Source organism: Natronobiforma cellulositropha, assembly GCF_025629245.1.
Classification (GTDB): Archaea; Halobacteriota; Halobacteria; order Halobacteriales; family Natrialbaceae; genus Natronobiforma; species Natronobiforma cellulositropha.
In genome coordinates, this window is sequence record NZ_JANZXN010000019.1 from 88,259 (window position 1) to 113,087 (window position 24,829).

Consider the following 24,829-nt stretch of genomic DNA (forward strand, 5'->3'; position numbering starts at 1 on the left):
AGACGATCTCACGAGTGAGTACAGCGACCCGGAAGCAACGTGATGGGGCGAAGTACATCGGGGCTTTCGGGCGAAAAACCGGTGACTCGGATCTCCTGTTCGTCGAAGGGCAACTGCCGGAGTCAAATGGAGAGGTCCAGAACCACGCTTCGCCAGCGGAGCAGATGAGTCTGTGCTTAGATGGCCTCGAAACGGAGTTAACCGAACACGGAAGTGCGCTCACCGACGTGCTTCAAGTCACGCTGTACGTGTCGGATATGGATTCATACCGAGAGATGAACGACACCTACGAGACGTACTTCCCGACGGAGTCCCCTGCACGGACCACGGTCGGTGTTTGTTCACTCCTCGAGGGTGCATCGGTAACACTCGATGCGGTAGTGGCCATCGAGTGAGCGTCTCCTCCCTCTCCTTTTCGCCACAAACGCGGTGGAATTACACACAGACACTTCCGAGCAGCCACTGCTTTCATCACCCGCGACCCAGTGTAGTGCTCTCGCGAATCGGATCGGCTACCAAGCGCGGCGGATCACCGCTCCCGGCAGACGGTATCGAAAGACGCGAGTTACCCACGGCGCTCGAGGATCCGATCCACGATCAACCGCGTCGAGAGGAGTTCGTCCGTGTACTGTGGGTCGCGCCCGCTCGCGCGACAGACCTCGCACTCGAGTCCGCGAGCCTCGAGTTCGGCTTCGATCGCCGCCGGGTCGTGGTACTGGTCGTGACCGAGTGCGATGACGTCGGGTCTGAGTGCTTCGATCGGCGCGAAGATGTCTTCCTCGTCGCCGAGGATGGCACGGTCGACGACCTCGAGAGCGGCGACGACGTCCCGGCGCTGTTCGGCAGCGCAGATCGGTGCCTCCTTGTGGTCGACGTTGCTCTTGCGGGCGACGATGACGACCAACTCCTCGCCCATCGCCGCCGCCGCCTCGAGGTAGTGGATGTGACCCGGGTGGAGGATGTCGAACGTCCCCTGGGCAACGACGGTTTCGCCCCTTCGGTCACCGTTCATCCGCGCATCTCCTCGTCGATGTCGGCCTGTGTGAAGTCGAAGAACGTCTCGGCGTCGGGAAGGTCGACGTCGATGACGCCGAGGTTCGTCGGATAGCCCTCCGAGTCGAACGCCTTCCAGTCGGTCCGGCGGTACGGCGCGCCGACGATGATGTGGACCGTCCCGCGCCCGAAGCTCTCTAAGTCGGCCGCGCTCGGGTGCAACACCCCGTTCGGGTGGGAGTGAACGCTGCCGAGTGCGCGCACGTCGTTCGGTATCTGACTCGTCCTGACGGTCGCGCTCACGCTGTTCGATTCGGTCCCCGGAATCACGAGCACGTCGGTGATCACGAGCCCGTCGCGCTCGAGTCCCAGCGCCGACGCCTCGGTTCCACGGAGTAACCCCATGTACTCGTTGGGGTGAGTGGTCTCCGAGGATTCGATGACGAACTCGAGCGTCTCCTCGGCGATACCGAGGATCTGACTCGAGCGAAACAACGCGTCGAGCAACCCCATAGACACCCTTCTGCGCCTGACGTTGCTAAACGTTCCGGAACACGACTCCGCCCGCTCGAGACGCCGTCAGGTGCCTTGACAAGGGTTATACGGGACCGCTGCAAACTACGGACAACGATGACACGTGAGTCCGCCGGGGAACCCGGCGAAGACGGAACTGTTTCCGTCGTCTACGATCTCGATCCTGCATGCACTGTCTCCGACCTCGAAGAGAACCGCCCCTACCTCGCTGAGATCAACGGCATCGTCGACTACGGCGTCTTCGTCGACCTCTCCGAATCGGTCTCCGGACTCGTCCACGAGTCGGTCCTCGAGGGGACCTTCCGGGTCGGCCAGCCGATGGTCGTCGAACTCGAGACCATCCGTGACAACGGCGACGTCGCGTTCGAGCCCGCGGGAATCGACGCCGACGACGAGTACACCCTCGAGTCGGTCGCCCACGAGTACGACCTGACCGGGACGAATCGACTCGAGGCAGCCGTCGGCGAACAGATCCACCTCGAAGGCGAGGTCGTCCAGGTCAAACAGACCGGCGGCCCGACCGTCTTCCACGTCGCCGACGAGTACGGCGTCGTCCCCTGTGCAGCCTTCGAAGAGGCGGGCGTCCGCGCCTACCCAGCGGCGGAAGTCGGTGACATCGTCCGCATCACCGGTACGCCCGAACACCGCGAGGGGAGCGTCCAGATCGAAGTCGAGGGACTCTCGAAACTCGACGGTGACGTCGAGACCGACGCGCGCGACCGACTCGAGGAGGCACTCGAGGCTCGCGCAGAACCCCACGACGTCGAGCCACTGATCGACTGGCCCGCCTTCGAGAAGCTCAGACCCGACCTCGAAGCCGTCGCCAGACGCCTCCGCGAGACCGTCCTCGAGGGACGGCCGATCCGCGTCCGCCACCACGCCGACGGCGACGGCATGTGCGCGGCCGTCCCGGTCCAGCTCGCCCTCGAGCGGTTCATCGCCGACGTCCACGAAGACGAGAACGCCCCCCGCCACCTCGTCAAGCGCCTGCCCGCGAAGGCGCCGTTCTACGAGATGGAAGACGCGACCCGCGACCTCAACTTCGCACTCGAGGACCGCGCCCGCCACGGCCAGCAGCTCCCACTGTTGCTCATGCTCGACAACGGGAGCACCGAAGAGGACGTCCCCGCCTACGAGACCCTGGCTCACTACGACATCCCGATCATCGCCATCGACCACCACCACCCCGACCCGGAGGCGGTCGACGACCTCCTCGACGCCCACGTCAACCCCTACCTCCACGGCGAGGACTACCGCATCACGACCGGGATGTGCTGTGTCGAACTCGCCCGGATGATCTACCCCGACCTCACCGACGAACTCAGACACATTCCGGCCGTCGCCGGACTCTCCGACCGGTCGAAAGCCGACGCCATGGAGCAGTACCTCGCACTCGCCGCCGACGAGGGCTACGACGAGGACCGCCTCAAAGACGTCAGCGAGGCGCTCGACTACGCCGCCTTCTGGCTCCGGTACAACTCCGGAGACCGCCTGATCTGTGATCTGCTCGAGATCGACACCAACGAGGACCACCACCGCGACCTCGTCTCGTTCCTCGCCGAGCGCGCCCGTGCGAGCGTCGACGACCAGCTCGAGGCCGCCATGCCCCACGTCGAACACGAACGGCTCGCCAACGACGCCCACCTCTACCGGATCGACGTCGAGAACTACGCCCACCGCTTTACTTACCCCGCACCGGGGAAGACCACCGGCGAGATTCACGACCGGAAGATCACCGAGACCGGCGACCCCGTCATCACCGTCGGCTACGGTCCCGACTTCGCCGTCCTCCGCAGTGACGGCGTCCGCCTCGACATCCCCAACATGGTGACCGAACTCGAGGCGGAGATCCCCGGCGGCGGCGTCACCGGCGGCGGCCACCTCGTCGTCGGCTCGATCAAGTTCGTCAAAGGAAAACGCGAGGAAGTGATCGACGCGCTCGTCGAGAAGATGGCCGCTGCCGACATCGACGAGGAGCTCTCGAGCGCTGCCCCAATCGACGACTGAGCCACGAGCGCCGTTACTCTTCGTCGCCCTCCCGTACTGTCCCGTCTGCTCGCGCCTCGAGACGCTCGGCCAGCGTTCGAGACTCGCCGTGGTCGTTTCTGACCGATGGATCGGTCCCCGGCCGTTCGGCGGTCACGTCCTCGAGCGCGCCAGCCGCGTCCTCGTTCCGACCATCCTCACCGCCGGCCGCAGGTCCCTCGAGTGGCTCGGCGACCGGCTCTGCGTTCGCCTCGGCCGGCGGGGCGGGTGGCTCATCTGGCGGGTCCGCGTGGCCCGTGACCGGTCGCGAGAGCGCAGCGCGGTCCGTCTCCGACGGCACCACCTGGTCGGCCACCGGTCTCGGCGGTGTCCCATCGGGCGATGGCTGTGACGGCGAGGGACCGGCCGGCGGCGAGTCCTCGAGCGGGTGGAAGTCACGCTCGGTGCTGTCGGCCGCTGGCGGTTCGAACGGGCCGACGCCGAGGTCCGCACTCGTCCACGACCCGCCACTGCCGGAGAACTCCCCACGCTCGTCCTCGAACTCGAGGTAGGCTCTCGCTCCGAGACCGACGAGTGCGAGACCGAGGACGACCACGCCGACGAGTTCGGCGGGCAGCGGCCAGGAACGCTCCTCCCAGTCGGCGTCGAAGACAGCCGCGTAGAACGCGCCCACGTCTTCGCCGTGGAGGACGAGTGCGACCTCGCGGTTGTTCCGCAGTGAGTTCTCGTTCCAGTTGATGCTGCCGACGACGGCGACGCGCTCGTCGATCACCACACCCTTGGCGTGAATCTTCTCGAAGCGGCCGCGGGGGTCGACGAGTCGGACCTCGAGCGGGAGACCCTCCTCGTCGGCCGTCCGCTCGAGGTCGTGGGCGAGCGCCCGGTTCTCGTCTTCGACGTACCAGGTGGCGTCGAGGAGGATGCGTACGTCGACTCCCCGACGGGCAGCCTCGAGCGTCTCCTCGAGCAGCGGGAGGTCCCGACTGCCGATGCGAACCTGCTTGATTCGAATCGACTCGTCGGCGTCTCGAATGTGCTCGAGGAGGCGCTCCTCGGCGTTGTCCGGAGCGAGGAGCGTCTCGACGGCGTCGGCCGAGAACGGTTCGGGATCGATGTCGGCCGGGTAGGGATCACCGGGTGGGTCGTCCTCGACGAAGGTCGCGTTCGCCCGGTGGCGCTCCCAGGTCGTGGTGTCACGGCCCTCGAAGTCGGCGCGAAAGACGTGCGCGAGGTGGGCCGCCACGGCCGAGTCGTCGACGACGACGCCCCAGCCACGGCTCGAGGTGCCCCCGACGCCCGAGGGGTTCCAGTTCTCGGTCGTGACGAGCGCGCGGTCGTCGACGACGGCGTACTTCGGGTGGTGGTACCGGTAGCGCGCGCCGGGTCCGCCGAGCACCCGGACCGTGACGTTCTCGTCGACCGCATCGAGGAGGTCGGCAGTTCGTTCGGAAGTGCCCCCGACGGGACCAGCCTCGAGCAGCACGTCGACGGTGACGCCGCGGGCGGCGGCCGACTCGAGTTCGTCGGCGACGCTCTCGGAGGTGAACGTATACCCACCGAGGAGGATTCGATCCTCGGCGGCGTGCAGTTCCGAGCGGACGAGGTCGGGGGCGTCCGGGAGGGCGAACGCCGTCACGTCGGTCTCGCCGACGGCCGTCACCGGGAAACACGTTGCTCCGTGAGACCACCAGACGCCCCCGTCACCGGACGTCGGGCCACCATCGTCGTAGACTTCGCGGAACCAGACGTCGCCGACCGCGGCCCGACCGTAGCCGACCCGGTCTATCGTCCGGTTTCCGTCTCGGATCGTGAGTTCGTCGCCGTCCGCGGCGAGTCGGAGGTGGCCCTCGAGTGCCACGACCGGGTGGGGTGTCATCTCCGCCGTCACGTCGGGCGCCATCGAGAACGCGACGTGACCGGAGACCGTCCGGTTCGGAAAGCTGGCGGTCGTGTGGCCGTCGGTCACCGACCAGTTCGCGAGCGACGTCGGCTCGGGGACGTAGACGGCGAAGAACTCGCCGACGTTGCCGTAGGTCGTCGGGTTTGGGTACAGTTCGGTCACGCGGGGTCCATCGGCGGACTCCGTGACCGCTCGCGCCTCCGGCGTCGGGCCACCCAGACAGCGGCCGTCGGCCCTCGGGTCGCTTCCGGCCGTCAGATCACCGAGCGGACTCGCGGACGGGTGCGTGACGCGCTCGAGCGCCTCGGAAGCGCTGGCTGCTGGGCGGTCGTCCCCACCGCCACCGGGCGGTGCGAACGCGACGGCCACCGTCGCGACGACGACGAGCGAACAGAGTAGTGCCAGCACGGCCACTCGAGCGCGCATCACCGACGCTGGTGCGTACTGGTATATGAAGGTACGACCGACGGAGAACGTTCAGGAAGTGAGAGTCTCAGACGCGGGCCTTCTCGGCTTCGGCCTGAACGAGGTAGGCGCGGTCGTCGGCGTAGGCGGCGACGGCCTCGAGTGCGTCTTCGGTGGCGATCTGGTTGAGCGCCCAGGCGGCGCTGGCGCGGACGGTGTCTTCCTCGTCGTCCTCGAGAACGTCGGCGAGCGGGTTGATCGCTCGCGTGTCGCCGATCAGGCCGAGCGCGCGGGCGGCCTGGCTGCGAACGTCTTCGTTCTCGGCGACGAGTTTGTTCGCGATGGGGGCGACGGCCTCCTCGCTACCGATCTCACCGAGGGCTTTGAACGTCACGCCCTGCAACAGCGGGTCCTTGTCGGCGTCGACGTAGTCGAGCAGCGTCTCGACGACCTCCTCGTCTGCGACGCCGATCTTTCCGAGGATGGTGATCGCGTCCTTGTCGCGCTTGCCCGCGCGGGCGAGCATCGGTTCGATCGCTTCCTCGGGACCCATCCGGGTGAGCGCCTCGAGTGCGTGTTCCTCCATGAAGTCGGAGTCGAACGTCTCGAGCGCCAGGAGAACCATCTCGACGTTGCCGACCCGCTCGTGGATCTTCAGCGCGTGCCACTCCGGCGGGTAGTCTTTGATGTGGCTGAGGACGTCGTAGTAGCCCTGCGCTTCCAGTTGCTCGCGCACGGAGAGGTCCTCCCAGGTCTGGGCGTCGTCGACACCGGCGGCGAGGTCGTCTGCGGCCGCGAGCAAGTCGGCGATCGTCTCCGCGTCGTCGTCGGGGTCGAGTCCCTCGGCTTCGACGGCGCTCGCGACGTTCTCGAGGGTCGCCGTCAGGCGCTCGAGGAGGTCCTCGTCGTCGCTCAGCGAGAGCGAGGTACCGAGCGCCTCGTTGACGTCTGTGAGTGCCTCGCGGACGGTCTCGAGCAGTTCGGATTCGCCCCGTTCGGTCCACTCGGCCGAGGCGATGTCGGCTTTCGCGTCGTCGAGGTCGGAGACCACGTCCGCGGCGTAGGGACCGCGTGCGTCCTCGAGGTCGTCCCGGATGGCGTCGACGCCATCTTCGAGGTCACCAGCGGGGTCCTCGTCGTCGTCGGCTTCGGGGAGGTCAGCCGCCTCGAGGTCGGTCTCGAGGGCGTCGATTTCGGCTTCGACCTCGTCTAACTCGGCTTCGGTCTCGGCGTCTTCGAGGGCCGCCTCGAGCGCCTCGAGTCGTTCGGTGAGGGTCTCTACGGAGTGTTCCTCGCTCGCGCCATCGTCGCTCATGCTGTCACCTGGCGGGCGCCCGCCGACGCGTGGCTCGTGACCGTGCTCATACCGAGTGCTCTGGCCAGGACGCTCCTAAGCGTTTCCATACACCTCGGCGTCCTCGGTCTCGGCGGGTGCGGGGTCGTCGCGCCAGTAGAACCACGGACTGAGTACCATGTAGGCGATACCGAGCGTCAGCAACGCGTAGGGGAAGGTCCGGCCGGCGAAACTCGGAATCAGGATGGCGAGCGCGTGGACGACGCCCATGATGAGGGCGTCTCGAGCCAGCAGGTCGGGGTACTGGATCCGCGAGACCATCAGGTAACAGAAGGCGGCGGTGACCGCGAGGATCAGCCACGGGTCGTCGACGGGGTGGCCCGCGAGGATCGCCGCGCCGATGATCGTCGCCGCGAGCGTCGTCTGGATGCCCTCCGTGTAGTGCTCTGCCGTGTCGTAAGCGGTGTAGAGACCCAGACGGGCGACCGCCATCGCGACGAACAGCGCACAGACGGCCGTGACGAGCGCCAGTTCGAGGGAGACCGCATCGAACGAGATGCCGAGACCCTCGCTGACGACGACGAACGCGAGGACGGCGGGTGCGATGGCGAAGGAAGCGACGTCGGCGAGTGAGTCGAGGTAGGGACCGACCTCAGTGCCGCCGTAGCGGCGCGCGAGGATGCCGTCGACGCCGTCGGCGATCGCCGCGAGGAGGATGAGGCGCGCGGCGAGGTCGATGTCGACGAAGGCGACGACGACGGCGACGAACCCCAGGGCGGCGTTCGCGATCGTGACTGCGTCGGCGACACCGAGGCGGCCGACGAAGCGGGGGAGCATACTCCCGACATCGGCCACCGGCTACCTTACGTGTTTTCGTTCACCGTCGACTGCGTTTCACCGACGAACCCGTTCGGCTCCGACGAGCGACGGAACCGGGGGCGTTATATTCGGACTCGCCCAACCGTCTCGTATGCACCGGCGGGCGTACATCGCCTCACTCGGAACCGTGATCGCTGCCGCCCTCGCAGGCTGTACCGCCCTCGGCGACGTCGGCGAGGAGCTGTTCGGTGCGGAGTACGACATCGGGATGAGCCGCAACGAGTTCCTCCCCGAGACCTTCGAGACGACCGTCGGCGAACCCGTCGTCTGGAAGAACACGAGCGGGGCCGACCACACCGTCACCGCCCTCGAGCGGAGCCTCCCCGACGGCGCGGCGTACTTCGCGAGCGGCGGTTTCGAAGACGAGGACACCGCGCGTGCGGCCTGGCACGACTCCTTCGGCGGCCGGATCGCCCCACGCGAGACCTACACCCACACCTTCGAGGTCCCCGGCACGTACGGCTACATCTGCGAACCGCACGTCGGCGGCGGCATGATCGGCACCGTCGTCGTCACCGAGCCAACCGAGTGAGTCGGTCGTTCCCGGATCAGGTGGTGCCACTGCGGTATCGCTGCCAGGAGAGCGGCCGCTCACGACTCGAGAGCGAGCAGAAAAATCGCGTCTCTCGAACCGATTAGTCGTCTTCGACGGCGACGTCGCTCTCGTCGACATCGACCGACGTGGCCTCCTCCTCGGCGATCTCGTCTGGGTGGGCCTCGATCGTCGTCTTCTGGATCTCGACGCGTCGAAGCGGGTAGATCGTCTTCGCCTCGCCGTAGATCGCAGAGGAGAGTCGCCCCTCGACGATGCTCGAGACGAGTTCCTCGCAGGTGCGTTCTTCGGCGGCAGCCTCGACCATCTCGACCATCGTCTCGCGGATGGCCTTCTCCTGACTGGCGTCGGCCTTCTTCGTCGTGAACGCGACCGGCTGGACCTGCACGCGGTAGTCGTCGGTCGTGAGGACCGTCACGTAGGCGTCGACCTTCGACGCGCCACGGCGGACGAGCGAGCGCAGGTAGTCGCGGGTCAGCGAGTGCTCCTTGAACTCGGTGTAGGCGGCGTCGCTGCCGACGTCGGTCACCTGGAAGGTGAGCTTCGTGTTGTTCTCGCTGGCGTTGTTCGTGAGTTCGCCGAGCGTCGTTTCGATGGTCCGGTCGTACACCTGTTCCGGTTCGTCTGCCGGCGTCTCGCCGAGTTCCTGCCGGTCGAACTGCTCGGGTGCGAGCACGGTGTACCACCGCTTCTCCTGTCTGCTTCGTGAAACTGATCGTTCGCTCATAGGTTCGTGTCTGTGTCTGTCTGGTGTCTGTCTGCGTCGTGCCGTCGTCGACACGTCTGGTTCGCGTCTGTCGCGTGCTGTACAATCCGTTCTGCGACGTCGAGGTTGACGACGTAGTCGTCGACCGTCGACTGAAGTCCACCGACCGTCTCGCGCGTGATCTGCGTCCGAAGCGTCCCGTCCTCGACGGTCGTCTCCATCTCCGCCGTGTTGTCCGGGCGGAGCGCACGGGCGACGAGGACCGGATCGTCGTGATCCGTCCGAACCGTCGCGCGGTGTCCATCGCTCATCTCGCGAACACCTCCCGCGTCGCAGTGACGAGCGTCGACTCGTCGGCGCGTTCGGTCGTCTCGAGGCGAATCGAGCCACCTCGTGCCGAGCAGTCGTAATCGACCCCCGTCTCGAGCGTCGACGCGAGGTCACGTGCCAGCGCCTCGAGCTGTGAGGCGAGCGCGCGTCGCTCGGCGGTCGCGACCGCGAGACCGTCGGTGGCGGTCGCGAGGACCACTGGCTCGGGTGAGCGGTAGTCCACAGCGAGTCTGGCCACGGTCTCGGCGGTGGTGACCGCCGCGTCGGTCCGGGCGACGAACAGGCCGTCGTACCGGCTCGTCTCGGCCGTTTCGAGCGCTTCGTGTACCTCCCGGCCGTGTGTCCGCCAGGTCTCGAGTGCGGACGCACGGAGACCGTCTCCGCTGGGGTCGAGCGCGAGCGCGACACCGAGACCGGGGGCGCGCTTCGCCGTCGCCTCGAGGACGTCGGCGTAGCCGCCGAGCGTCTCGAACGGCCCGTTCGGGAGTTCGTACGGACGGAGGAACCGCCCGATCGAACGCGACGCCCGCTCGCCCGCGTCGGGCGCACCGATGGCGTCGAGCGTGACCAGCGAGGCGACGCGCCGGTGGTCGAGCGCGGCGTCGTCCGTCTCGAGCGCCTCGAGTGTCGCCGTCGCACGCTCGTGGTCGCCGGACCACGGCCCACAGCAGGCGGTCGTGTGCGCCAGTCCGTCGGCGAGGTCGCCCGTCGGGACGGCGATGCCGCCACGACGCGCGAGCAGGCCGCGCTCGAGCGCCGACTCGAGGACCCACTCGGTCTCGCCAGCGCCGGGTTCGATACCCGCACAGTGTCCGCCGGCGAGCGTGAGAACCGGATCCGGTCTGGTCTCGAGCGCCCGCACGAGGTCGCACGCGAGCAGGCTCGCCGGCCGGTCACCGGACTCGAGGTGGGCCGCGTGTTCGGCGTCCGAATCGCCGACGACGAGCGTCAGTTCGTCCGTGTGGTCGGCGTCGGCCGCCCGGTCGCTCCGCTCGCCTCGCATCGCCGCGACGCTCACCTGGAACGGAATCTCGCGGTCGGCGAACGCCCGCGCGAGGACGCCACTGGCCGCGAGGGAGTCGCCATCCGCTCGCGCGAGGACGCGAACGAAGCCGGCGCTCTCGACCTCGGCGGCGGACACGGCGTCTGGTGTGTGACCGGTGGTGGACATGCGGTGGGTTCAGTCGATGGGGTGGCTCACTCGTCGTCGAGGAGGTCCTTCGCGACCTCGTAGGAGTAGGTGAACTCGGGGTCGAGTTTGTCGCCGCGGTAGTACTCGACCAAGCGGCGCACCTTCGACTCGGTGTTCTGCAGCGCGCGCTTGTTCTGGAAGTCCTGCCCGTTGGCGCGGACGTGCTCGCGCAGTCGCACGGCGCGTGCCATCAGGTTTCTGAGGTCTTCGGGAATCTCCGGGGAGGCGTCGTTCTCCTCGAGGATCTGAGAGACCTTCTTCCCAGTCGCGAGTTTGACGTCCGGGACGGGCGTGCCGGTGACGCCTTCGTCACGCAGCTTCAAGCCGATCTGGCTGGGGTCGTAGCCCTGGTCTGCGAGTTCGACGACTCGGTCTTCGATCTTGTCTGCCTCGACGTCACTCCACTCCGGTGTGTCGTCCACCGCGGGTCGGTCCGATCCGGATTTGCCGCGGCGGCGGGTGTGCATTCGTGCCATTGTTCTAGAGGATAGGAATCGCACTGACCGCCGACTGTGAATCCGGCTCTCGCCGGGTTGCACTTCCGCAATCCCAAGTCGCGCGAGAACGTCTGCGCGACACCGTCGGATTTGCGGCCGTGCGCTTCCCACCCGCCTTTTCCCGGTGAGCGCCTAAAGGGTTTCTAGACGTACTCGCCCGGCGAGAGTCACTTGTGCGCACGCAGGCTCACGGGAAACCCAAAATCGAAGAACGTACCGCCACCCGACGGGGAGTCCCGACTCGAGCACCGCCTCCTCGAGCGGGTACGCCTCCCGGGTCGTCAACCGAACCGGCAGCCACACGGAGCGAGCCGGCAGTCGCTCGGTCCGCGGACCGTCACCACCGTTACCGGCGTCCCACAGCGTGGGCAGTGTGATGGTGAGGCGAACGGGTCGTCCGTGTCAGGTGTCTCGTTTGTCATCGTCTCGGTGTCGTGGCACAGCGTCGGTTCGTCCCGCCGGACACGGCACATCACCCGCGAGCGCGTCGCCACACCGCCAGTGGTCGCACTCTCGACGACGGGGTGCGTGTCTCCGTCGGAGACGTCGCTTCTGCTCTACCGATAGTGGTAGCAGGACATATATCTATTGGCGATTCTCAAGAACAATTGCATCTGGCTCCGGCAGACCGGTGGCCGCTCGAGCCACCGTCGAGCGTGTGGGAAGATAGCGCGCCCTCGAGCAATTCGAGGGGTTTATCTATCCCGGCGGGAAACTCGAGAGTGCAACACGGGCTTGTAGATCAGCGGTAGATCACTCCCTTGGCATGGGAGAGGCCCCGGGTTCAAATCCCGGCAAGTCCACTATTCTGCGGCGCGAGCATATCCGCGAGCGCCGCAAATGGTCGACGAAGCCGGGATTTGAAGCCCTGGAAGTCGCAGCACCGAGCGAAGCGAGGTGACCGTCTTCCTTCGGGTTCAAATCCCGGCAAGTCCATTTCTTCACATCGCTCCGCTCGTTCAGTCGTGGACTTACCGTACATCGCAAACGCTTCGCGTTTGCTCAGTCCCGACACGGCTACTCTTCCGTCGCTTCACCCGTTCAGTTCCGGCGGGTCCAGAGAGCGTCCAGAACGTCCTCTCTCGGAGGGTGCGCACAGGGTTTGCCGTCGAAACCGAGCTCTGGGTGATGGTCCACGACGGGCCACAGTGTCACGTCGCGGTCTCGTCCTCGCATCGCTCCCCTTCAGACTCTTTGCCGTGTTCGTCCTCTTTCGGATCCGTTTCGTCCGGCTCAGCGTCCGCTTCATCTGGAAGGGAATCTTCCGTGAGGAGAATCTCGAACGGCTCGTCGGCGGGTGCGTTCTCCGGCTCGAGGTAGCCAATCGCGAACGCGGAGTAGACGGTTCCTCCGGCGAGGGAGACGTCGATTTCGAAGACGCTGGTCTCCCGGTCGCCCGCAGGGTAGATAACGAGCGTGTACTCGCCTTCGGGGACCTCGACGTAGCCGGATTCACCGAAGGCGACGTTTTCGAACAGCGCATCCCCGGTTTCGTCGACGACGACGTCCACCGCGGGCGCGTCGGGTGCGGCGTGGACGACGCGAACGCGAGCGGTACCCGCATCGACCGGGCTGTTGTCGTCATCGAGGAATAGCGCCTCGAGGGGCTGGTTTTCCGCGGCCACTTCGCCGATCGCCGCGAGGGTGGAGTCCCCTTCCTCGATTTCGACGGTCTCCTCGAGCACTGCTTCAGCGGGGTCGTCACCGGTGGGTACGACCTGAATCTGGTACGTGCCAGGCTCGAGGTCGCGGTAGGGGGTGACCGTCCGGTACGCGAGGTCTTCGCGAACGAGTTCTCCGTCGACGTAGACGTCGACGTTGGGTGCGTCGGGCGAGAGGTGTGCACTTCGAGTCTGGATGCCAGCGTCGGCCGGCCGGTCGTTCGGTTCGTGTTCACTCGAGGCGACAGTGGTGCTTCCAGTGCCACCTACGACCACGAGACTGCCTCCTATCTGGATGATTCGTCGTCGGCTCACACGGTTTCCAGTCATGCAATTGTCACGACGACGATATCGGTAATAGTGCTACCAGTTGCAGACGCAGGTCGAGGTTCACGGTACCCAGCCGCGGGTTGCGGAGAGAAAGCCCTGACCGTCAGGGCGGGGAGGGTGTTCACGATTCAGTCCGTTGTTGCACGTGACTCCATACAGCCACAAAATTCACGAAGTTCCCCTGTTCCTCGGTGAACGCCACACTCGAGGCCGGGTTTAACCAATTTTGCCGGCGTTGGTGAGAGTGAGATGAGAGGTTCATGCTCTACACACACGTGGAACTCGTCGCGGCGACGATTTCTCGGCGTGGTCGGTGGGTCCGTGATAGCATCCACAGTCGGCCAGCTCGACATCGACAGTCTCGACGCCACCGTCAGAGCGGCCTGGATATACGACGGTCGGACGGACGACCTCGGCTGGACGAGCGCACATCACCGGGGCCTTCGAGAGACCGTCGACGAGTTTGGCGAGGACCTCGAGACGGAGTACGTCGAGACTGCCGATCCAGCGGACGTCGACGGTCTCGCGAGTGGATTCGCAGCTGACGGATTCGACATCGTCTTTGGGACGACCTCCGACTTCACTGAACCGATGGAACGCGCCTCGGAAGCGTATCCCGATGTCGCGTTCGAGGTCGCCTCCGGGACGTACACGGCGGACAATCTCGGTGCGTACTACGGCAAAATCTATCAGGCGCGGTACCTCGTCGGCTACGCGGCCGGACTCGTGACCGAAACAGACGGTGTCGGGTACGTCGCGTCCAATCCTGTCTCGACCGTCCTCCAGGATATCAACGGCTTCGCCGCGGGTGTTCGAGACGTCAACCCGGACGCGACCGTCCACCTGCACTGGACGAACGAGTGGTTCGACCCACCGGCTGAGCGCGACACGGCACAGGCGCTCGTCGACGACGAGAACGTCGACGTACTGGCACAGCATCAGGACTCGCCTGCCGTCGTCGAGACGGCGAACGAGAACAGCATCTGGGGGTCCGGTTTCAACACCGATATGTCCGGATTCGGTGGCGAGACCTACCTCACATCGCCGGTCTGGGACTGGTCAGTGGTGTACGCCGATCGGATCGAAGCCGTTCGCGACGGCACCTGGAAGGCTGGCGTGACGTTCCCAGGGATCGCTGACGGCGTTGGTGATATTTCGACGTTTGGCCCGAACGTGCCCGACGATGTCGCCGGTGCGGTGATCGATCGCCGCGAAGACCTGCTAACGGGAGACGCCGACGAGATCGTCTGGCGCGGAACACCGTTCGAGAACTGGTCCGACACGGCGCTCATGTTCGACGTCGACACGCTCGAGATCGACAACATCGACGAACGCGACTCGGCCAGAGTGGCCACCGTGAGTCACCACACACCTGGCCGACGACACAGGTCCGGCCAGGAGTGTCGTTCTCGAGGTTCACGGAGGCTCCAGAACCGTTAGTTCGCCGTCTCCAGATTCCGCGAGGAAGTAGACGTGACTGAACGAAGCCTGCGCATCAACACTGTTTCCGTGCCAGTGTTCTTCACCGGGCGGGAAAACGACTAGATCGCCTCTCGAGACCGTACGCTCTTCGTCGCGCGTCGCGACGATTCCTTCTCCCTCAGTGACGTACAGGATCTGTACGCCTGCGTGGGTGTGAAACGTCGTTCGCTCACCCGGCCGAAACGTTACTTCGGCGGAGTGGACGGTATTTCCGTCGAACTCGCTCTCGACGCTCTCAGAGAGGAGTGCCGTCGTCACCTGCACTGGATGGTCCCACTCGTTCTTTTCACCAGTGTTCGTCACGTCCATGATTCGTACCCAGTCTGTCTGTCGGTTCCCGAGACCTTGAAACGCTATTCGAGCCACGGCTGAAGGTACGTCTCTGTGAGAGAACAGCTCCGATCACGGGGCGAGTTACAGACGAGCCGGGCAGGTGTTTGGGGATTCGGTCTCGAGGCAGGTTAGCGCTCGTCCCAGGTCGGCATCGGGTAGATGGGATCGGCTTCGCTGACCTCCTCCGGCCACACGAGTTGTGTGCCCGTGTCCGGCTGCCACTGGTAGACGACCATCTCCCGGGGGATGACACCGTCTTCGTCGAACTGAACGGACCCGTAGAGGCTGTCGAACTGGACGTCACGGATCGCGTTGCGCACGGTCTCCGGCGTTAGTTCGTTGGTCTCCGTGAACGCATGCTGGAACGTCTGGACTACCGCGCTGGCGGCCGCGCTGTGGTAGGTAGGTTCGTAGCCGTACTCGCTCTCGATGGCCGAGCGAAACTCGCTCGCCGAGCCGAAGACGCCGTCAACGGAGTCGACAGTGCTCGCCCACGGCGACGGGCCGTACCAGAAGTCGCCGTTCTCTCCGGTCTGCTCGCTGAACGAGTCGGTCAGATTACCACCCGGCGCCCACGCCATGTCGACGTCGACGGTCTCGCTCGCCAGTTGTTCGGCCGCGGCCACCGCGTCGTTCTGATAGCCGTTCACGAGGAGGATGTCCGCGTCGGCGTCTTCGACCAGTGTGAAATGTGTCGACAGGTCGGCCGCCTCGTCGGCGATCGGTTCGTCGACGACGACATCGACACCTACCGACTGCAGGGTTCGGCGTGCGCCCGCCGCGACGTCCTGGTTGAACGGATCTTCTTTGGTCAGGATCGCCGCCGTCGACGGCGGATCCGGCTGAGCCATGGCCATCTCGATGCTCGTGGTGGCGTAGGTATCGGCTGTTGGTAACAGGCCAAAAATCCACTCGTTGTCCCGTTCGAAGAGCTGTGTACTGGCGCCACCACCCGCGACTAGCGGCCGCTCAGCGGCTGCTGCGGCGTCACCAGCTGGCAGTGTGATCTCGCTCGAGTACGGTCCCACCAGATAGTCGACCCCTTCCCGATCGACGAGGTCCTGGTAGATGGCTTCACTCCTCGTGGGGTCGCTCTCGTCGTCCCGCAAGACCAGGTCCAGTTCGTAGGTGGTTCCGTCGCCCCCTTCGACGCCGCCCGCGTCGTTGATGCGGTCGACGGTCAGGTCGTAGGCGTCTGCGTACAGCCGTCCGAGGTCGGAGAGATCACCGGAGAGGCTCATCGATCCGCCGAGCGTGATCGTATCAGTCGGCGTCTCGTCTCCGTCGGTAGTATCGACCGTCCCGGAAGCGGCAGCGGGTACCGTCGAGTCGCCACCCATACAGCCCGCGAGACCAGCGACACCCGCTCCCCCGACCACTTTCAACACCCGTCGACGGTTCGTGCTCCGTTGTTTCCGGTTACTGGTGTGTGATTCAGGCGACATCTTCCCCTCCAACTCCCACCGAAGTTCCAAAAGTAGCTTTCCGGTGGTGGGCGTGAGTGTCCACACCCTGGACCAGTACTCGAGGACGGCTTACGAGCACACCACTCACGCAGTCGCTTCGCCGTCCGAATCGTCGAGTCCCTCGAGTAGCTCCTCGAGCGTGTCCTCGATCGCCATCCCCGACTCCTCGGCATCCGTCGCCGCACTCGCGTCGACGCCGAGCGCCGCCGTGTACGCCGTTCGAGTCTCCTGGCTCCGCTCGAGGTCGGCCTGGGCGGCCGTGATGCGCTCGCGGCTGATTTCGGAATCGCGGTTGCGCCAGGCGATCAGGTGCTCGAAGAACTCGTCGCCGAAGTCCCGGTCCGGCGGTGAGTCGTCGACGAACTCGCCGTGCCAGTCGTCGACGCGGCGGGCGAGCGTCGTGTGGAGCGGCCAGGGGAGGTCGTCGAGCCGCGCCGGGTCGACGGCGAACGACGGGCCGCCGACGGCGCGGACCTCGAGGTCGGCCGCGGTCGGTTCGCCGCGCTCGAGTGTGGCGCTCGAGCCCTCGGTGAGCCGTCCGGTGACGGTGACGTCGATGCCGGTGCGCCGGACGAGCGGCACCGACGCAGCGTCCGTGCGTCGGTAGAGCAAGAGACCGACGGCCGTGAGCGCGAGCGAGATGAACACCGTCGGCAGGGAGAAGATGGCACCGACGAGTGCGAGCAAGCCTCCCTGGGTGCCGTGTGGACGGTAGGTGATCGTGCCCGTCGCCGCGGTCTCTTCGGGATCGTCCGTGACGGCGGCGATGTGGGCGTAGATGAGGGTCGCCCCGTCGCCACCGGCGGGGTGGTCGGCGTCGTCGTCCGACTCGAGCGACCAGTTCGTCGTGACCACGCGGTAGCCGAGTGCGGCGAGACGTGACTCGAGCGTCCGGACGACGGTGCGGGCGTCGACCGCCTCGTAGTGTCGCGCTACGGTCGTGCCGGCCGACTCCTCGGGCGTGAGCGGACCGTCGGCGTCGTGCATGCTCGCGAGTAGGTGCGGCCCGTGAAAGAGGTGTGTGGTTTCGACGCGGTCGGGACAGACACAACCCCTATCGTGCGCCGGACCAAGACGGAAAACGAGCGATGACACTGAGCGACCTACTGTGTGGAATTACGACACCGGTGGTGACGCCGTTCGACGACGGGCGCGTAGACGAAGCAGCCTACCGTGACGTCCTCGAGCACGTCGAAGCCGGCGGGGTCGACGCCGTCTTCCCCTGCGGGACGACCGGCGAGTTCGCGAGTCTCTCACCGGGCGAGCGTGAGCGCGTTCTCGAGGTGACGGTCGAACACGCGGAGGTGCCCGTCGTCGCCGGGGCGGGGGCGACGAGCGTCGCGGAGACGGTCGCGTACGTCGAGACGGCCGCAGAGGTGGGCGCCGACGCCGCCGTGGTGGTCCCGCCGTACTTCCACACGGCGAACGACCCCGAAGGCGACCGGCACTTCTTCGAGGCGGTCGCCGACCGCGTCTCGCTGCCGCTCGTCCTCTACAACATCCCTCAGTGTACCGGTCAGCGAATCGAGCCGGACGTCGTCGCAGAACTGGCGAGTCACGAGCGGATCATCGGCGTGAAAGATTCGAGTGGCGACCTCGAGTACTTCCAGACCCTGCTCCGGTCGACGCCCGACTCGTTTCGCTGTCTCCAGGGGTACGACCCGTTGCTGGTCCCGTCCCTCCGGGTGGGTGGAGACGGCGGCGTGAACGCGCTGTCGAACGTCGTCCCGGAGGTGTATCGCGAGGTCTTCGAGCGTGCACACGACGAACGTGGGTTACGCCTCGGACGCGACGTGATCGGAGCACTCTTCGAGGCGTGTACCGCGTACGGCTTCGCACCGGCGACCAAGGCTGCACTCGTCCACCGGGATGTGCTCGCGAGCGACGAGGTTCGGTCCCCGCTCGTGGCCGTCGACGATGTGACAGCGCTCGAGCGTACGCTCGACGACGTACACAGACGCTAGGCGAGCCAGCCAGTCCGTTCGTGAGACACTCACGACAGCGGAGACGACCCCGGTAGACTCATCTGTGAGTGGGTCGACACTTGGGGCATGGAGTTCTCATCGGGGTCGATACGTGTCCTCTGTGTCGACGACGATGCCGCGCTCGTCGACCTCACCTCGCGGTTCCTCGAGCGTGCCCACGACGGGTTGACGGTCGTCACCGAGACCGACGCGGAGTCGGGACTGGAGCGCCTCGAGACCGAGTCGGTCGACTGCATCGTCAGCGACTACGACATGCCGGGGATGGACGGTCTCGCGTTCCTCGAGGTCGTGCGCGAGACGGACAGCGACCTCCCGTTCATCCTGTTCACCGGCAAAGGATCGGAGGAGATCGCGAGTGAGGCCATCTCGGTCGGCGTGACCGATTACCTCCAGAAGAAACTCGGCGCGGATCAGTACGTCGTCCTCGCGAACCGCATCGAGAACGCCGTCGAGAGCTATCGCACACAGCGCGCACTCGAGCGAAACGAGTTGCTCTTCGAGGCGGTGTTCGACGATCCGGCGGCGTTCATCACCGTCACCGAACCCGACGGGACGATCGTCGACGTGAATCGGACGATCCTCGAATTCGTCGAGGGGTCTGCCGAAGAACTCGAAGGAAAACACATCTGGGAGTCGTCCTGGTGGGACCGAAATTCGGCATCGAGAGACCAGTGTCGGGGATGGATCGAGCGCGCGGCCGACGGCGAGTACGTCGAGTTCGAAGTCGAGTACACCGACGGAGACCGGGCCATCATCGACGGGACGATCCGACCGGTGAGGGCCGGTGGAACGGTCGTGGCACTCATCGCCGAGGGCCGCAACGTGAGAGATCGCCGACTCTGGAAGCGCCAACTCGAGACGTGTCTCACCCATTTTGCGGAGGTCGAACACCTCGCAGAGAACGGGGTCGAAGAGCCGCTGGCGAGTGCGACGGCGGACCTCTCGAGTGCCAGTGACGCGTGTAGTTGTGGGGCGGCCGACGACTACTTCGACACGATCACGCGCGCTCACGGCGAGATCGACGAGTCGGCACGCGTGTTGCAAGCGACCGCAGCGCAGGCGGTTCGCCGCCTCGAGTGACAGCGGTGGACTGAAGACGAGACCCCCGGCCGCGAGGAGAGCACCGAAGCGGGTGCGATGCTCACCGGCCGTGACGAACGCTCGAGGACGGTGTCACTCGCCGAGGTGCGAGCGGTATCCTTTGGGTTCGAACCCGCGCCGACAGATCACCCGCTTGCGGCCGACGGTGATCGCGCTGACCTGGTTGTCCTCCTCCATCTCTTCGACCACGGACTGGAGGTGCGTCCGCGACCAGCCGGTCTTCTCGAGGACGGTCTCTTCGTCGACGCGTCCGCCCTGTTTCACGAGGAGACGCAGGACGTGATCCTCGTCGGGGAGTTCCCGTTCGTCGACACCGTATTCGACCTGTTCTGCGTAACTCAGCGTTTCGTCGTCCGTCTGTCCGTCGTCGCTCTCCTCGGCTGTCGAGGGCGCATCAGCCGGCGAGTTGCCGGCAGAGTCTGACCGCCAAAGAGACGAGAGACGGGTCCAAAGGGTCTGAAGTACCATCGTATCGATCACCATCCGCGGAGGCTATCGCCGGTTAGACGCGCTCCTACCTTGCTGTTATGCCTTCCGGGTTATATGTCAGTACCGCCCGCACCGTCACTACCTAGTCGGAGTCTGGCGCAACGCAATAGCAGTAAGCTTGCGAGGCGCAAGCGCCCCGAGAGAGGGCGGTCAGGCTGGACACTCGGAACCGGACCTCACGCGTCGAGAGTCGGTTCGGGAAACTCCCCGACCAGTCGCTCGAGCGCGTCGTGGTGGCTGGTGGTGTGTGGTGCGGTCAGCGCCGAGAGGCTGATGCGTCCCTCGACGACCGCCCGGCGGTCCGTCCCCGCGGGGTCCGGCAGCGTCTCCGGTTCCATCCGTTCCCAGACGCGGTCCCGGAGGTGGATCCGTTCGCCCTCGCGTGCGGCGTCCATCTCGTAGCGTTTCGACGGGCGCGTGAGTTCGAGCGGCGGGCAGGTCGCGTCGGCCGACGGCGCGATCGGTGCGTTCAGGTTGAGGTAGTCGGTCGCCTCGAAGACGCCGGCGTCGAGGGCGTGCGTACAGAGGTACGTGGTCGCGTCGACGGCGTGGGCGTAATTCTCGAGGGTGACCTCGACCTCCGTGTACGCGAGGTCACCCGCCGGAACGTACATCGACGTGGCGATGGCGGGGACGTCGAAAAACGCCGCTTCGACGGCGGCGCTGATCGTCCCCGACCGACCGAGGACGTACTCGCCGAGGTTCGCTCCACGGTTACAGCCGGAGACGACGAGGTCGGGATCCGGAGCGAGCGCCCCCAGGCCCGCGACGACGCAGTCCGCTGGCGTCCCCGCCACGGCGTAGCCGAGGTCGTGTTCGAGGACGTCGACCTCGTGTGAGAGCGAGCGGCCGACGGCGCTCTGGTCGTCGGCCGGGGCAACGACGGTCACGTCGGCGACCGCGGCGAGCGCGTCGGCGAGCGCACGGAGTCCCGGACTGTCGATCCCGTCGTCGTTCGTGAGCAGGATCTCGAGGTCGTCGCGCATGTGTATAGGGAACGCCTCGGACGACGACGCGAAAAGTTCACCGGTTCGACGGCTGGAACTCCACCGGGGACGGTACCGAGCGGCCTGGGTCAGCCGATCCGGTCGACGATGGTCTCCTCGTCGACCACCAGATTGTACGCCTCCTCGTCGTCGTTCCAGAGCGCGAGCGCCTGCTCGAACGAACAGACCTCACCGTAGTCGGCCTCGAGCAGCGGCCGGTTGAGTTCGGTCACCGAGGTCACGACCACGTAGTGGTCGACGGACTCGCTGCCGTCTGTCACCTTGAACAGCGGGTTCGCCCGTCCCGACTCGCGCCCGCCGCCGTGTCCGGTTCCGTCGTCGTCTTCGGCGCTCAAGTTCCGGCTGAACTTCGCCGCGACGACGTTGATCCGGTTCGGCACGTGACGGTCCATGTCGGCCATCCGCGCCCAGTCGGCGGGGTCGAGGTCGAAGTCGACCCGCTGGACGCCGTCGCGTCTGAGGATCGAGTACGAGAACTGTACGTCGACGTTGACGAACTCGCCCGGCCGGTGGTCCTCGTCGTCGCCTCCTGCACGCTCGAGATGGCGCTGAAACGTCGGGACCGCGAGATCGGGGCGGGCGTCGAACGACCAGCCACGGTCACTCGGCGTCGCACCGGGCCAGAGGCGCACCGCGGGCGCGTAGACCGTCACGTCCGGGTCGGTCTCGACGGCGCGCTCGAGGCGGCGGAGACCGATGCTCGTCTCCCTGTCGGCGGGGGCGAGCGCGACGAGCGCCCCGTCGTCCGCGACGTACTCGAGGGACGACCTGAGCACTGCCTCGGGATCGTCGAGTTCGCTCAGGACGTTACAGACGAGGACGAGGTCGAAGCTGTCGGGTGCGTCGGCAGCGGCCGGGTCGAACGCCTCGGCGGTGGTTCGGTGAACCGTCGTGTGGACGTTCCGGTCCGTCTCCTCGAGCAGCGTCTCGAGGACGTCGGCGGCGGCGCTCGGTTCGACGGCGTGGTACTCGAGGAGGGCGTCCTCGGGGAGCAGATCACAGAGACCGAGGGCAGGCCCGCCGACGCCCGCACCCACGTCGAGCACGCGCAGGGTTCGCCCGAGCAGGCCGCGCTCGGCGAGGTCGCTCAGCGCGTACTGGATCGCCGCGTAGTACCCCGGCAGGTGGTAGATCGCGTAGCCCGAGGCGACGTCGTCGTCGTACTCGACGCCTTCGCCGTGGAGGTAGTTCGCTTTGAACCGGCGGATCACCGACCGGAGGAGGTCGCCGCTCGCACCCTCGTGCCAGTTCGGGCCGTAGCGCTCGGCGAGGAGGTCCTCGAGCCGGTCCTCGTAGTGGCGTGGGAGGCGGTCGAGCGGTCTCGAAAGCGGCGGGACGGGGTCGTCAGGGACGGGGACGAAGGTGCCGTCGGCGCGTTCGATTAGCTCGAGGTCGAGCGCCTCCTCGCGCAGAATCTGGCGGACGACGGCAGGGTGGGGCGTCCCCTCGACGTACTCACAGATCTCCTCTGGATCGATCGGGCGCACCTGCCGGAGGTACTTCGCGTTCGAGCGGACGGTCTCGCGCTGGTCGGTCATCGTCGCCCCCGGACATCGCTGTCGGTGTCACCGCTTCCGGCCCTCGCCTCCGGGTCGGTCTCGGCGGCCGTCCGTCGGTCTCTCCCCCACTGCGTCGCTGCCTCGCAGTACAGCGACTCGAGTTCGTCCGGGCCCGCGCCGGCGAGCGTGTTCGCGGCCGTCGCGACCGCGTCTGCGCCGTCGAAGGTGTCCTGAATGTCGGCGTACACACGCGGGGTGCCGCCGGTGACCGTCTCGACCAGTTCACGCAGGCCCTCGTAGACCGGCGTCTCGAACCCCTCGGGAACCGGCTTCGAGGCGAGAGCGAACGAGAGCACGGCGGCGTGCGCCGCGGCCTGAACGGTCTCCATCGCCTCGTCGTGTTCGGCCGGGTCGGTCTCGACGACGTCGTTGCCGCGAGTCTCGAGTCCCTCGAGCAGCGCGTCGGTCACGGGTCCGGGCTGTTCGCGGACCACCGCGACGAACCCCGGTGCGCGCTCGGGGGCGAACAGCGGGTGGAGACTCACGCGCTCGAGGTCCGGTGCGTGGGCGTTCATCGCCGCGACGGGCGCGGCCATCACGCCAGAGACGTCGAAGATCGCCGCCTCGGCCTGCGACGCGTGGGTCTCTATCGCTGCCTCGACGTGGGTCATCGGCACGGCCAGACAGACCGCGTCGAAGCGCTCGTCGGTCTCGAGCGACACCGCACGCCCCCCACAGTCGTCGGCCGCCCGCCGTGCGACTCCCTCGTCGACGTCGGCGAAGGCGACGCTCGCCTCGAGCGCCTCCGCAATCCACCGTCCCATCGAACCCGCGCCGACGATCAGTACGTCCATCCCTCTCACGTTGCCTGTGGCGTTTCAAAAGGCGTTCGGTCCAGCGACTCGGGACCGGTGGAGAAGGCGTTATCGCGCCCGTGGCTCGAGCGAGATCGGATAGTCGGTCAGGTTCTCGTAACCCTCGTCGGTGACGACCACCAGGTCCTCGATGCGGACGCCCCCGACGGCCGGGTCGTAGATTCCGGGTTCGACCGTCACGACGTGGCCCGCGCGTAACTGCTCGCCGACGGGTGAGAGACTCGGTCCCTCGTGGATGTCGAGACCGACGCCGTGGCCGGTGCTGTGGATGAAGCCGGTCTCGGCCGTCGGATCGCTACGCAGCGTCTCGTAGCCCGCCCCCTCGATCACGTCGCAGGCGGCGTCGTGAACCGCCGCGCCGGTGACGCCAGGGCGCACGGTCTCGAGTGCCGCCTCGAACGCGTCTCGAGTTACCTCGTAGCGCCGTCGCGCCTCCTCGCTCGGCGTGCCGCGGACGAACGTCCGGGTCATGTCGCCGAAGTACTTCGTCTCCTTGTGACGCGGGAAGATGTCGATCACGATCAACTGGTCGGCCTCGAGCGGGCCGCTGCCCCGGTCGTGGGGGTCTGCACCGTCGGCCCCGCAGGCGACGATGGTGTCGTCGAGCGCACAGCCGCGGCGGAGCAAGGCGATCTCGATCTCGCGGGTAACTCGCTCGCTGGTGAGGACTTCGCCATCGTGGTGGAGGACGCCGTCGACCACCTCCGCCTCCGCCAGCAGCGACTCGGCGAGCGCCATCGCCGCCTCGTTCGCCCGCTGGGTCTCCCGGACGTGAGCGACCTCCGCGTCGGTCTTCACCGCGCGAATCTCCCCGACGACCCCTCGAGACTCGACGGTGACGGCGACGCCCTGCTCGCGCAACCCGTCTGCGGTCCCCGTCGGAAAGGACCGCGGGACCGCCACCGATTCGACGCCGTGGTCGGCCAGAAAGGCCGCCAGACAGCGAATCGCCCCCTCGTGGGGGCCGTACTCGGCGACCAGCCCCTGGTAGTCGTAGTCCGCCCGCCTCGAGACCGACGCCGCCGTCGCCTCCTTTCGCGCCCGGCCGTACTCGAGTCCCGAGACGAGGAGGTGGACCGCCCCCTCGCAGACGAGCGTCTGGTAGGCGTCGGGTGCGTCGAACCCCGAGAGGTAACGCTGGTCGGAGTCGGTCGCGTCGTCGTCGACGAGGTAGCCATCCGCACCGCTCGCCTCGAGCGCCGAGTGGAGTGCGGAGAGGTCGCGAGTCATGAACGCGAGTGGGTGGGGTGGACCCTTAACGGCGTGGGTCGGACACGACTTCGTCGTGCCGCTGCTCGAGTTCGGGATCAGGACCGATCATCAGCGAACTCC

The 24,829-nt window shown here is 66.6% G+C and carries 24 protein-coding genes and 1 tRNA gene; 7 read left to right on the plus strand and 18 right to left on the minus strand.

What is annotated here, in order from left to right:
* Positions 1 to 14: 14 nt before the first annotated feature.
* Positions 15 to 395: a RidA family protein gene (locus N0B15_RS10045; protein ID WP_263019568.1), complete on the plus strand. Its 381-nt coding sequence runs from the start codon at positions 15 to 17 to the stop codon at positions 393 to 395.
* A 170-nt stretch (positions 396 to 565) separates the two neighbouring features.
* Here the strand turns inward: N0B15_RS10045 and N0B15_RS10050 are convergent, their stop codons facing one another.
* Together N0B15_RS10050 and N0B15_RS10055 are read right to left on the minus strand one after the other, a co-directional pair.
* Positions 566 to 1,012, minus strand: coding sequence for an FAD synthase family protein (locus N0B15_RS10050; protein ID WP_263019569.1), 447 nt, complete (start codon positions 1,010 to 1,012; stop codon positions 566 to 568).
* Complete coding sequence (locus tag N0B15_RS10055) at positions 1,009 to 1,506, minus strand: Mov34/MPN/PAD-1 family protein (protein ID WP_263019570.1); 498 nt, start codon at positions 1,504 to 1,506, stop codon at positions 1,009 to 1,011. The genes N0B15_RS10050 and N0B15_RS10055 overlap by 4 nt, the downstream gene beginning before the upstream one ends.
* Before the next feature lie 117 nt (positions 1,507 to 1,623).
* Between N0B15_RS10055 and han the strand changes: the two genes are divergently transcribed.
* Positions 1,624 to 3,534, plus strand: a complete 1,911-nt coding sequence (gene han, locus N0B15_RS10060; protein WP_263019571.1) for a Hef-associated nuclease — start codon at positions 1,624 to 1,626, stop codon at positions 3,532 to 3,534.
* A gap of 13 nt (positions 3,535 to 3,547) precedes the next feature.
* Here han and N0B15_RS10065 read toward each other — a convergent pair whose 3' ends face one another.
* From N0B15_RS10065 to N0B15_RS10075, 3 genes are all read right to left on the minus strand, one after another.
* Positions 3,548 to 5,839: a phospholipase D-like domain-containing protein gene (locus tag N0B15_RS10065; RefSeq protein WP_263019572.1), complete on the minus strand. Its 2,292-nt coding sequence runs from the start codon at positions 5,837 to 5,839 to the stop codon at positions 3,548 to 3,550.
* A 67-nt stretch (positions 5,840 to 5,906) separates the two neighbouring features.
* Complete coding sequence (locus N0B15_RS10070; RefSeq protein ID WP_263019573.1) at positions 5,907 to 7,133, minus strand: HEAT repeat domain-containing protein; 1,227 nt, start codon at positions 7,131 to 7,133, stop codon at positions 5,907 to 5,909.
* Positions 7,134 to 7,208: 75 nt separating this feature from the next.
* Positions 7,209 to 7,949, minus strand: coding sequence for a protein sorting system archaetidylserine synthase (locus N0B15_RS10075; RefSeq protein ID WP_263019574.1), 741 nt, complete (start codon positions 7,947 to 7,949; stop codon positions 7,209 to 7,211).
* 133 nt (positions 7,950 to 8,082) lie between these two features.
* Here N0B15_RS10075 and N0B15_RS10080 point away from each other — a divergent pair, with 133 nt between their 5' ends.
* Positions 8,083 to 8,523 (plus strand): cupredoxin domain-containing protein, encoded by a 441-nt coding sequence (locus N0B15_RS10080; RefSeq protein ID WP_263019575.1) that lies wholly within the window; start codon positions 8,083 to 8,085, stop codon positions 8,521 to 8,523.
* Positions 8,524 to 8,626: 103 nt separating this feature from the next.
* Here the strand turns inward: N0B15_RS10080 and N0B15_RS10085 are convergent, their stop codons facing one another.
* From N0B15_RS10085 to N0B15_RS10100, 4 genes are read right to left on the minus strand one after another with little or no spacing between them, the layout of a single operon-like run.
* The gene (locus tag N0B15_RS10085) at positions 8,627 to 9,271 is read right to left on the minus strand and encodes a 30S ribosomal protein S3ae (protein WP_263019576.1); all 645 of its coding nucleotides are present in this window, start codon (positions 9,269 to 9,271) and stop codon (positions 8,627 to 8,629) included.
* Positions 9,268 to 9,561, minus strand: a complete 294-nt coding sequence (locus N0B15_RS10090) for a KEOPS complex subunit Pcc1 (protein WP_263019577.1) — start codon at positions 9,559 to 9,561, stop codon at positions 9,268 to 9,270. The genes N0B15_RS10085 and N0B15_RS10090 overlap by 4 nt, the downstream gene beginning before the upstream one ends.
* Complete coding sequence (locus N0B15_RS10095) at positions 9,558 to 10,721, minus strand: exonuclease (RefSeq protein ID WP_263019578.1); 1,164 nt, start codon at positions 10,719 to 10,721, stop codon at positions 9,558 to 9,560. Before N0B15_RS10095 ends, N0B15_RS10090 begins: the two co-directional genes overlap by 4 nt.
* Before the next feature lie 56 nt (positions 10,722 to 10,777).
* Positions 10,778 to 11,248 (minus strand): 30S ribosomal protein S15, encoded by a 471-nt coding sequence (locus tag N0B15_RS10100; RefSeq protein ID WP_263019579.1) that lies wholly within the window; start codon positions 11,246 to 11,248, stop codon positions 10,778 to 10,780.
* Between the two features lie 752 nt (positions 11,249 to 12,000).
* Between N0B15_RS10100 and N0B15_RS10105 the strand changes: the two genes are divergently transcribed.
* Positions 12,001 to 12,072: transfer RNA gene (locus tag N0B15_RS10105), tRNA-Ala, on the plus strand.
* A 348-nt stretch (positions 12,073 to 12,420) separates the two neighbouring features.
* Here N0B15_RS10105 and N0B15_RS10110 read toward each other — a convergent pair.
* Complete coding sequence (locus tag N0B15_RS10110; protein WP_263019580.1) at positions 12,421 to 13,260, minus strand: DUF4397 domain-containing protein; 840 nt, start codon at positions 13,258 to 13,260, stop codon at positions 12,421 to 12,423.
* A gap of 321 nt (positions 13,261 to 13,581) precedes the next feature.
* Here N0B15_RS10110 and N0B15_RS10115 point away from each other — a divergent pair, with 321 nt between their 5' ends.
* Complete coding sequence (locus N0B15_RS10115) at positions 13,582 to 14,700, plus strand: BMP family ABC transporter substrate-binding protein (RefSeq protein WP_263019581.1); 1,119 nt, start codon at positions 13,582 to 13,584, stop codon at positions 14,698 to 14,700.
* On the opposite strand, the gene N0B15_RS10120 is transcribed toward N0B15_RS10115, so the two are convergent.
* The 3 genes from N0B15_RS10120 to N0B15_RS10130 form a co-directional block, all read right to left on the minus strand.
* Positions 14,677 to 15,051: a cupin domain-containing protein gene (locus tag N0B15_RS10120; RefSeq protein WP_263019582.1), complete on the minus strand. Its 375-nt coding sequence runs from the start codon at positions 15,049 to 15,051 to the stop codon at positions 14,677 to 14,679. The genes N0B15_RS10115 and N0B15_RS10120 overlap by 24 nt on opposite strands.
* Positions 15,052 to 15,203: 152 nt before the next feature.
* Complete coding sequence (locus N0B15_RS10125; protein ID WP_263019583.1) at positions 15,204 to 16,520, minus strand: amino acid ABC transporter substrate-binding protein; 1,317 nt, start codon at positions 16,518 to 16,520, stop codon at positions 15,204 to 15,206.
* Positions 16,521 to 16,625: 105 nt separating this feature from the next.
* Positions 16,626 to 17,528: a hypothetical protein gene (locus N0B15_RS10130; protein ID WP_263019584.1), complete on the minus strand. Its 903-nt coding sequence runs from the start codon at positions 17,526 to 17,528 to the stop codon at positions 16,626 to 16,628.
* A 101-nt stretch (positions 17,529 to 17,629) separates the two neighbouring features.
* Here N0B15_RS10130 and N0B15_RS10135 point away from each other — a divergent pair, with 101 nt between their 5' ends.
* Together N0B15_RS10135 and N0B15_RS10140 are read left to right on the plus strand one after the other, a co-directional pair.
* Positions 17,630 to 18,505 (plus strand): dihydrodipicolinate synthase family protein, encoded by an 876-nt coding sequence (locus N0B15_RS10135; RefSeq protein WP_263019585.1) that lies wholly within the window; start codon positions 17,630 to 17,632, stop codon positions 18,503 to 18,505.
* An 87-nt stretch (positions 18,506 to 18,592) separates the two neighbouring features.
* Positions 18,593 to 19,606, plus strand: coding sequence for a response regulator (locus N0B15_RS10140; RefSeq protein ID WP_263019586.1), 1,014 nt, complete (start codon positions 18,593 to 18,595; stop codon positions 19,604 to 19,606).
* Positions 19,607 to 19,699: 93 nt separating this feature from the next.
* On the opposite strand, the gene N0B15_RS10145 is transcribed toward N0B15_RS10140, so the two are convergent.
* The 5 genes from N0B15_RS10145 to N0B15_RS10165 form a co-directional block, all read right to left on the minus strand.
* Complete coding sequence (locus N0B15_RS10145; protein ID WP_263019587.1) at positions 19,700 to 20,095, minus strand: helix-turn-helix transcriptional regulator; 396 nt, start codon at positions 20,093 to 20,095, stop codon at positions 19,700 to 19,702.
* A gap of 197 nt (positions 20,096 to 20,292) precedes the next feature.
* Positions 20,293 to 21,102, minus strand: coding sequence for a 5'/3'-nucleotidase SurE (surE, locus tag N0B15_RS10150; protein WP_263019588.1), 810 nt, complete (start codon positions 21,100 to 21,102; stop codon positions 20,293 to 20,295).
* An 89-nt stretch (positions 21,103 to 21,191) separates the two neighbouring features.
* Positions 21,192 to 22,661 (minus strand): small ribosomal subunit Rsm22 family protein, encoded by a 1,470-nt coding sequence (locus N0B15_RS10155; protein WP_263019589.1) that lies wholly within the window; start codon positions 22,659 to 22,661, stop codon positions 21,192 to 21,194.
* On the minus strand, positions 22,658 to 23,476 hold the full coding sequence (locus N0B15_RS10160) for a prephenate dehydrogenase/arogenate dehydrogenase family protein (protein ID WP_263019590.1): 819 nt from the start codon (positions 23,474 to 23,476) through the stop codon (positions 22,658 to 22,660). Before N0B15_RS10160 ends, N0B15_RS10155 begins: the two co-directional genes overlap by 4 nt.
* Before the next feature lie 69 nt (positions 23,477 to 23,545).
* Positions 23,546 to 24,727: a M24 family metallopeptidase gene (locus N0B15_RS10165; RefSeq protein WP_263019591.1), complete on the minus strand. Its 1,182-nt coding sequence runs from the start codon at positions 24,725 to 24,727 to the stop codon at positions 23,546 to 23,548.
* Positions 24,728 to 24,829: the final 102 nt, after the last annotated feature.

Excerpts from the sequence above, each read along its gene's own strand:
- surE (WP_263019588.1), bottom strand. The coding sequence starts at position 21,102 with ATGCGCGACGACCTCGAGATCCTGCTCACGAACGACGACGGGATCGAC.
- N0B15_RS10080 (WP_263019575.1), top strand. The coding sequence starts at position 8,083 with ATGCACCGGCGGGCGTACATCGCCTCACTCGGAACCGTGATCGCTGCC.
- N0B15_RS10125 (WP_263019583.1), bottom strand. The coding sequence starts at position 16,520 with ATGTCGCCTGAATCACACACCAGTAACCGGAAACAACGGAGCACGAAC.
- N0B15_RS10165 (WP_263019591.1), bottom strand. The coding sequence starts at position 24,727 with ATGACTCGCGACCTCTCCGCACTCCACTCGGCGCTCGAGGCGAGCGGT.
- N0B15_RS10155 (WP_263019589.1), bottom strand. The coding sequence starts at position 22,661 with ATGACCGACCAGCGCGAGACCGTCCGCTCGAACGCGAAGTACCTCCGG.
- N0B15_RS10145 (WP_263019587.1), bottom strand. The coding sequence starts at position 20,095 with ATGGTACTTCAGACCCTTTGGACCCGTCTCTCGTCTCTTTGGCGGTCA.
- N0B15_RS10110 (WP_263019580.1), bottom strand. The coding sequence starts at position 13,260 with ATGACTGGAAACCGTGTGAGCCGACGACGAATCATCCAGATAGGAGGC.
- N0B15_RS10160 (WP_263019590.1), bottom strand. The coding sequence starts at position 23,476 with ATGGACGTACTGATCGTCGGCGCGGGTTCGATGGGACGGTGGATTGCG.
- N0B15_RS10100 (WP_263019579.1), bottom strand. The coding sequence starts at position 11,248 with ATGGCACGAATGCACACCCGCCGCCGCGGCAAATCCGGATCGGACCGA.
- N0B15_RS10130 (WP_263019584.1), bottom strand. The coding sequence starts at position 17,528 with ATGCACGACGCCGACGGTCCGCTCACGCCCGAGGAGTCGGCCGGCACG.
- han (WP_263019571.1), top strand. The coding sequence starts at position 1,624 with ATGACACGTGAGTCCGCCGGGGAACCCGGCGAAGACGGAACTGTTTCC.
- N0B15_RS10135 (WP_263019585.1), top strand. The coding sequence starts at position 17,630 with ATGACACTGAGCGACCTACTGTGTGGAATTACGACACCGGTGGTGACG.
- N0B15_RS10070 (WP_263019573.1), bottom strand. The coding sequence starts at position 7,133 with ATGAGCGACGATGGCGCGAGCGAGGAACACTCCGTAGAGACCCTCACC.
- N0B15_RS10120 (WP_263019582.1), bottom strand. The coding sequence starts at position 15,051 with ATGGACGTGACGAACACTGGTGAAAAGAACGAGTGGGACCATCCAGTG.
- N0B15_RS10055 (WP_263019570.1), bottom strand. The coding sequence starts at position 1,506 with ATGGGGTTGCTCGACGCGTTGTTTCGCTCGAGTCAGATCCTCGGTATC.
- N0B15_RS10140 (WP_263019586.1), top strand. The coding sequence starts at position 18,593 with ATGGAGTTCTCATCGGGGTCGATACGTGTCCTCTGTGTCGACGACGAT.
- N0B15_RS10085 (WP_263019576.1), bottom strand. The coding sequence starts at position 9,271 with ATGAGCGAACGATCAGTTTCACGAAGCAGACAGGAGAAGCGGTGGTAC.
- N0B15_RS10075 (WP_263019574.1), bottom strand. The coding sequence starts at position 7,949 with ATGCTCCCCCGCTTCGTCGGCCGCCTCGGTGTCGCCGACGCAGTCACG.
- N0B15_RS10065 (WP_263019572.1), bottom strand. The coding sequence starts at position 5,839 with ATGCGCGCTCGAGTGGCCGTGCTGGCACTACTCTGTTCGCTCGTCGTC.
- N0B15_RS10090 (WP_263019577.1), bottom strand. The coding sequence starts at position 9,561 with ATGAGCGATGGACACCGCGCGACGGTTCGGACGGATCACGACGATCCG.
- N0B15_RS10050 (WP_263019569.1), bottom strand. The coding sequence starts at position 1,012 with ATGAACGGTGACCGAAGGGGCGAAACCGTCGTTGCCCAGGGGACGTTC.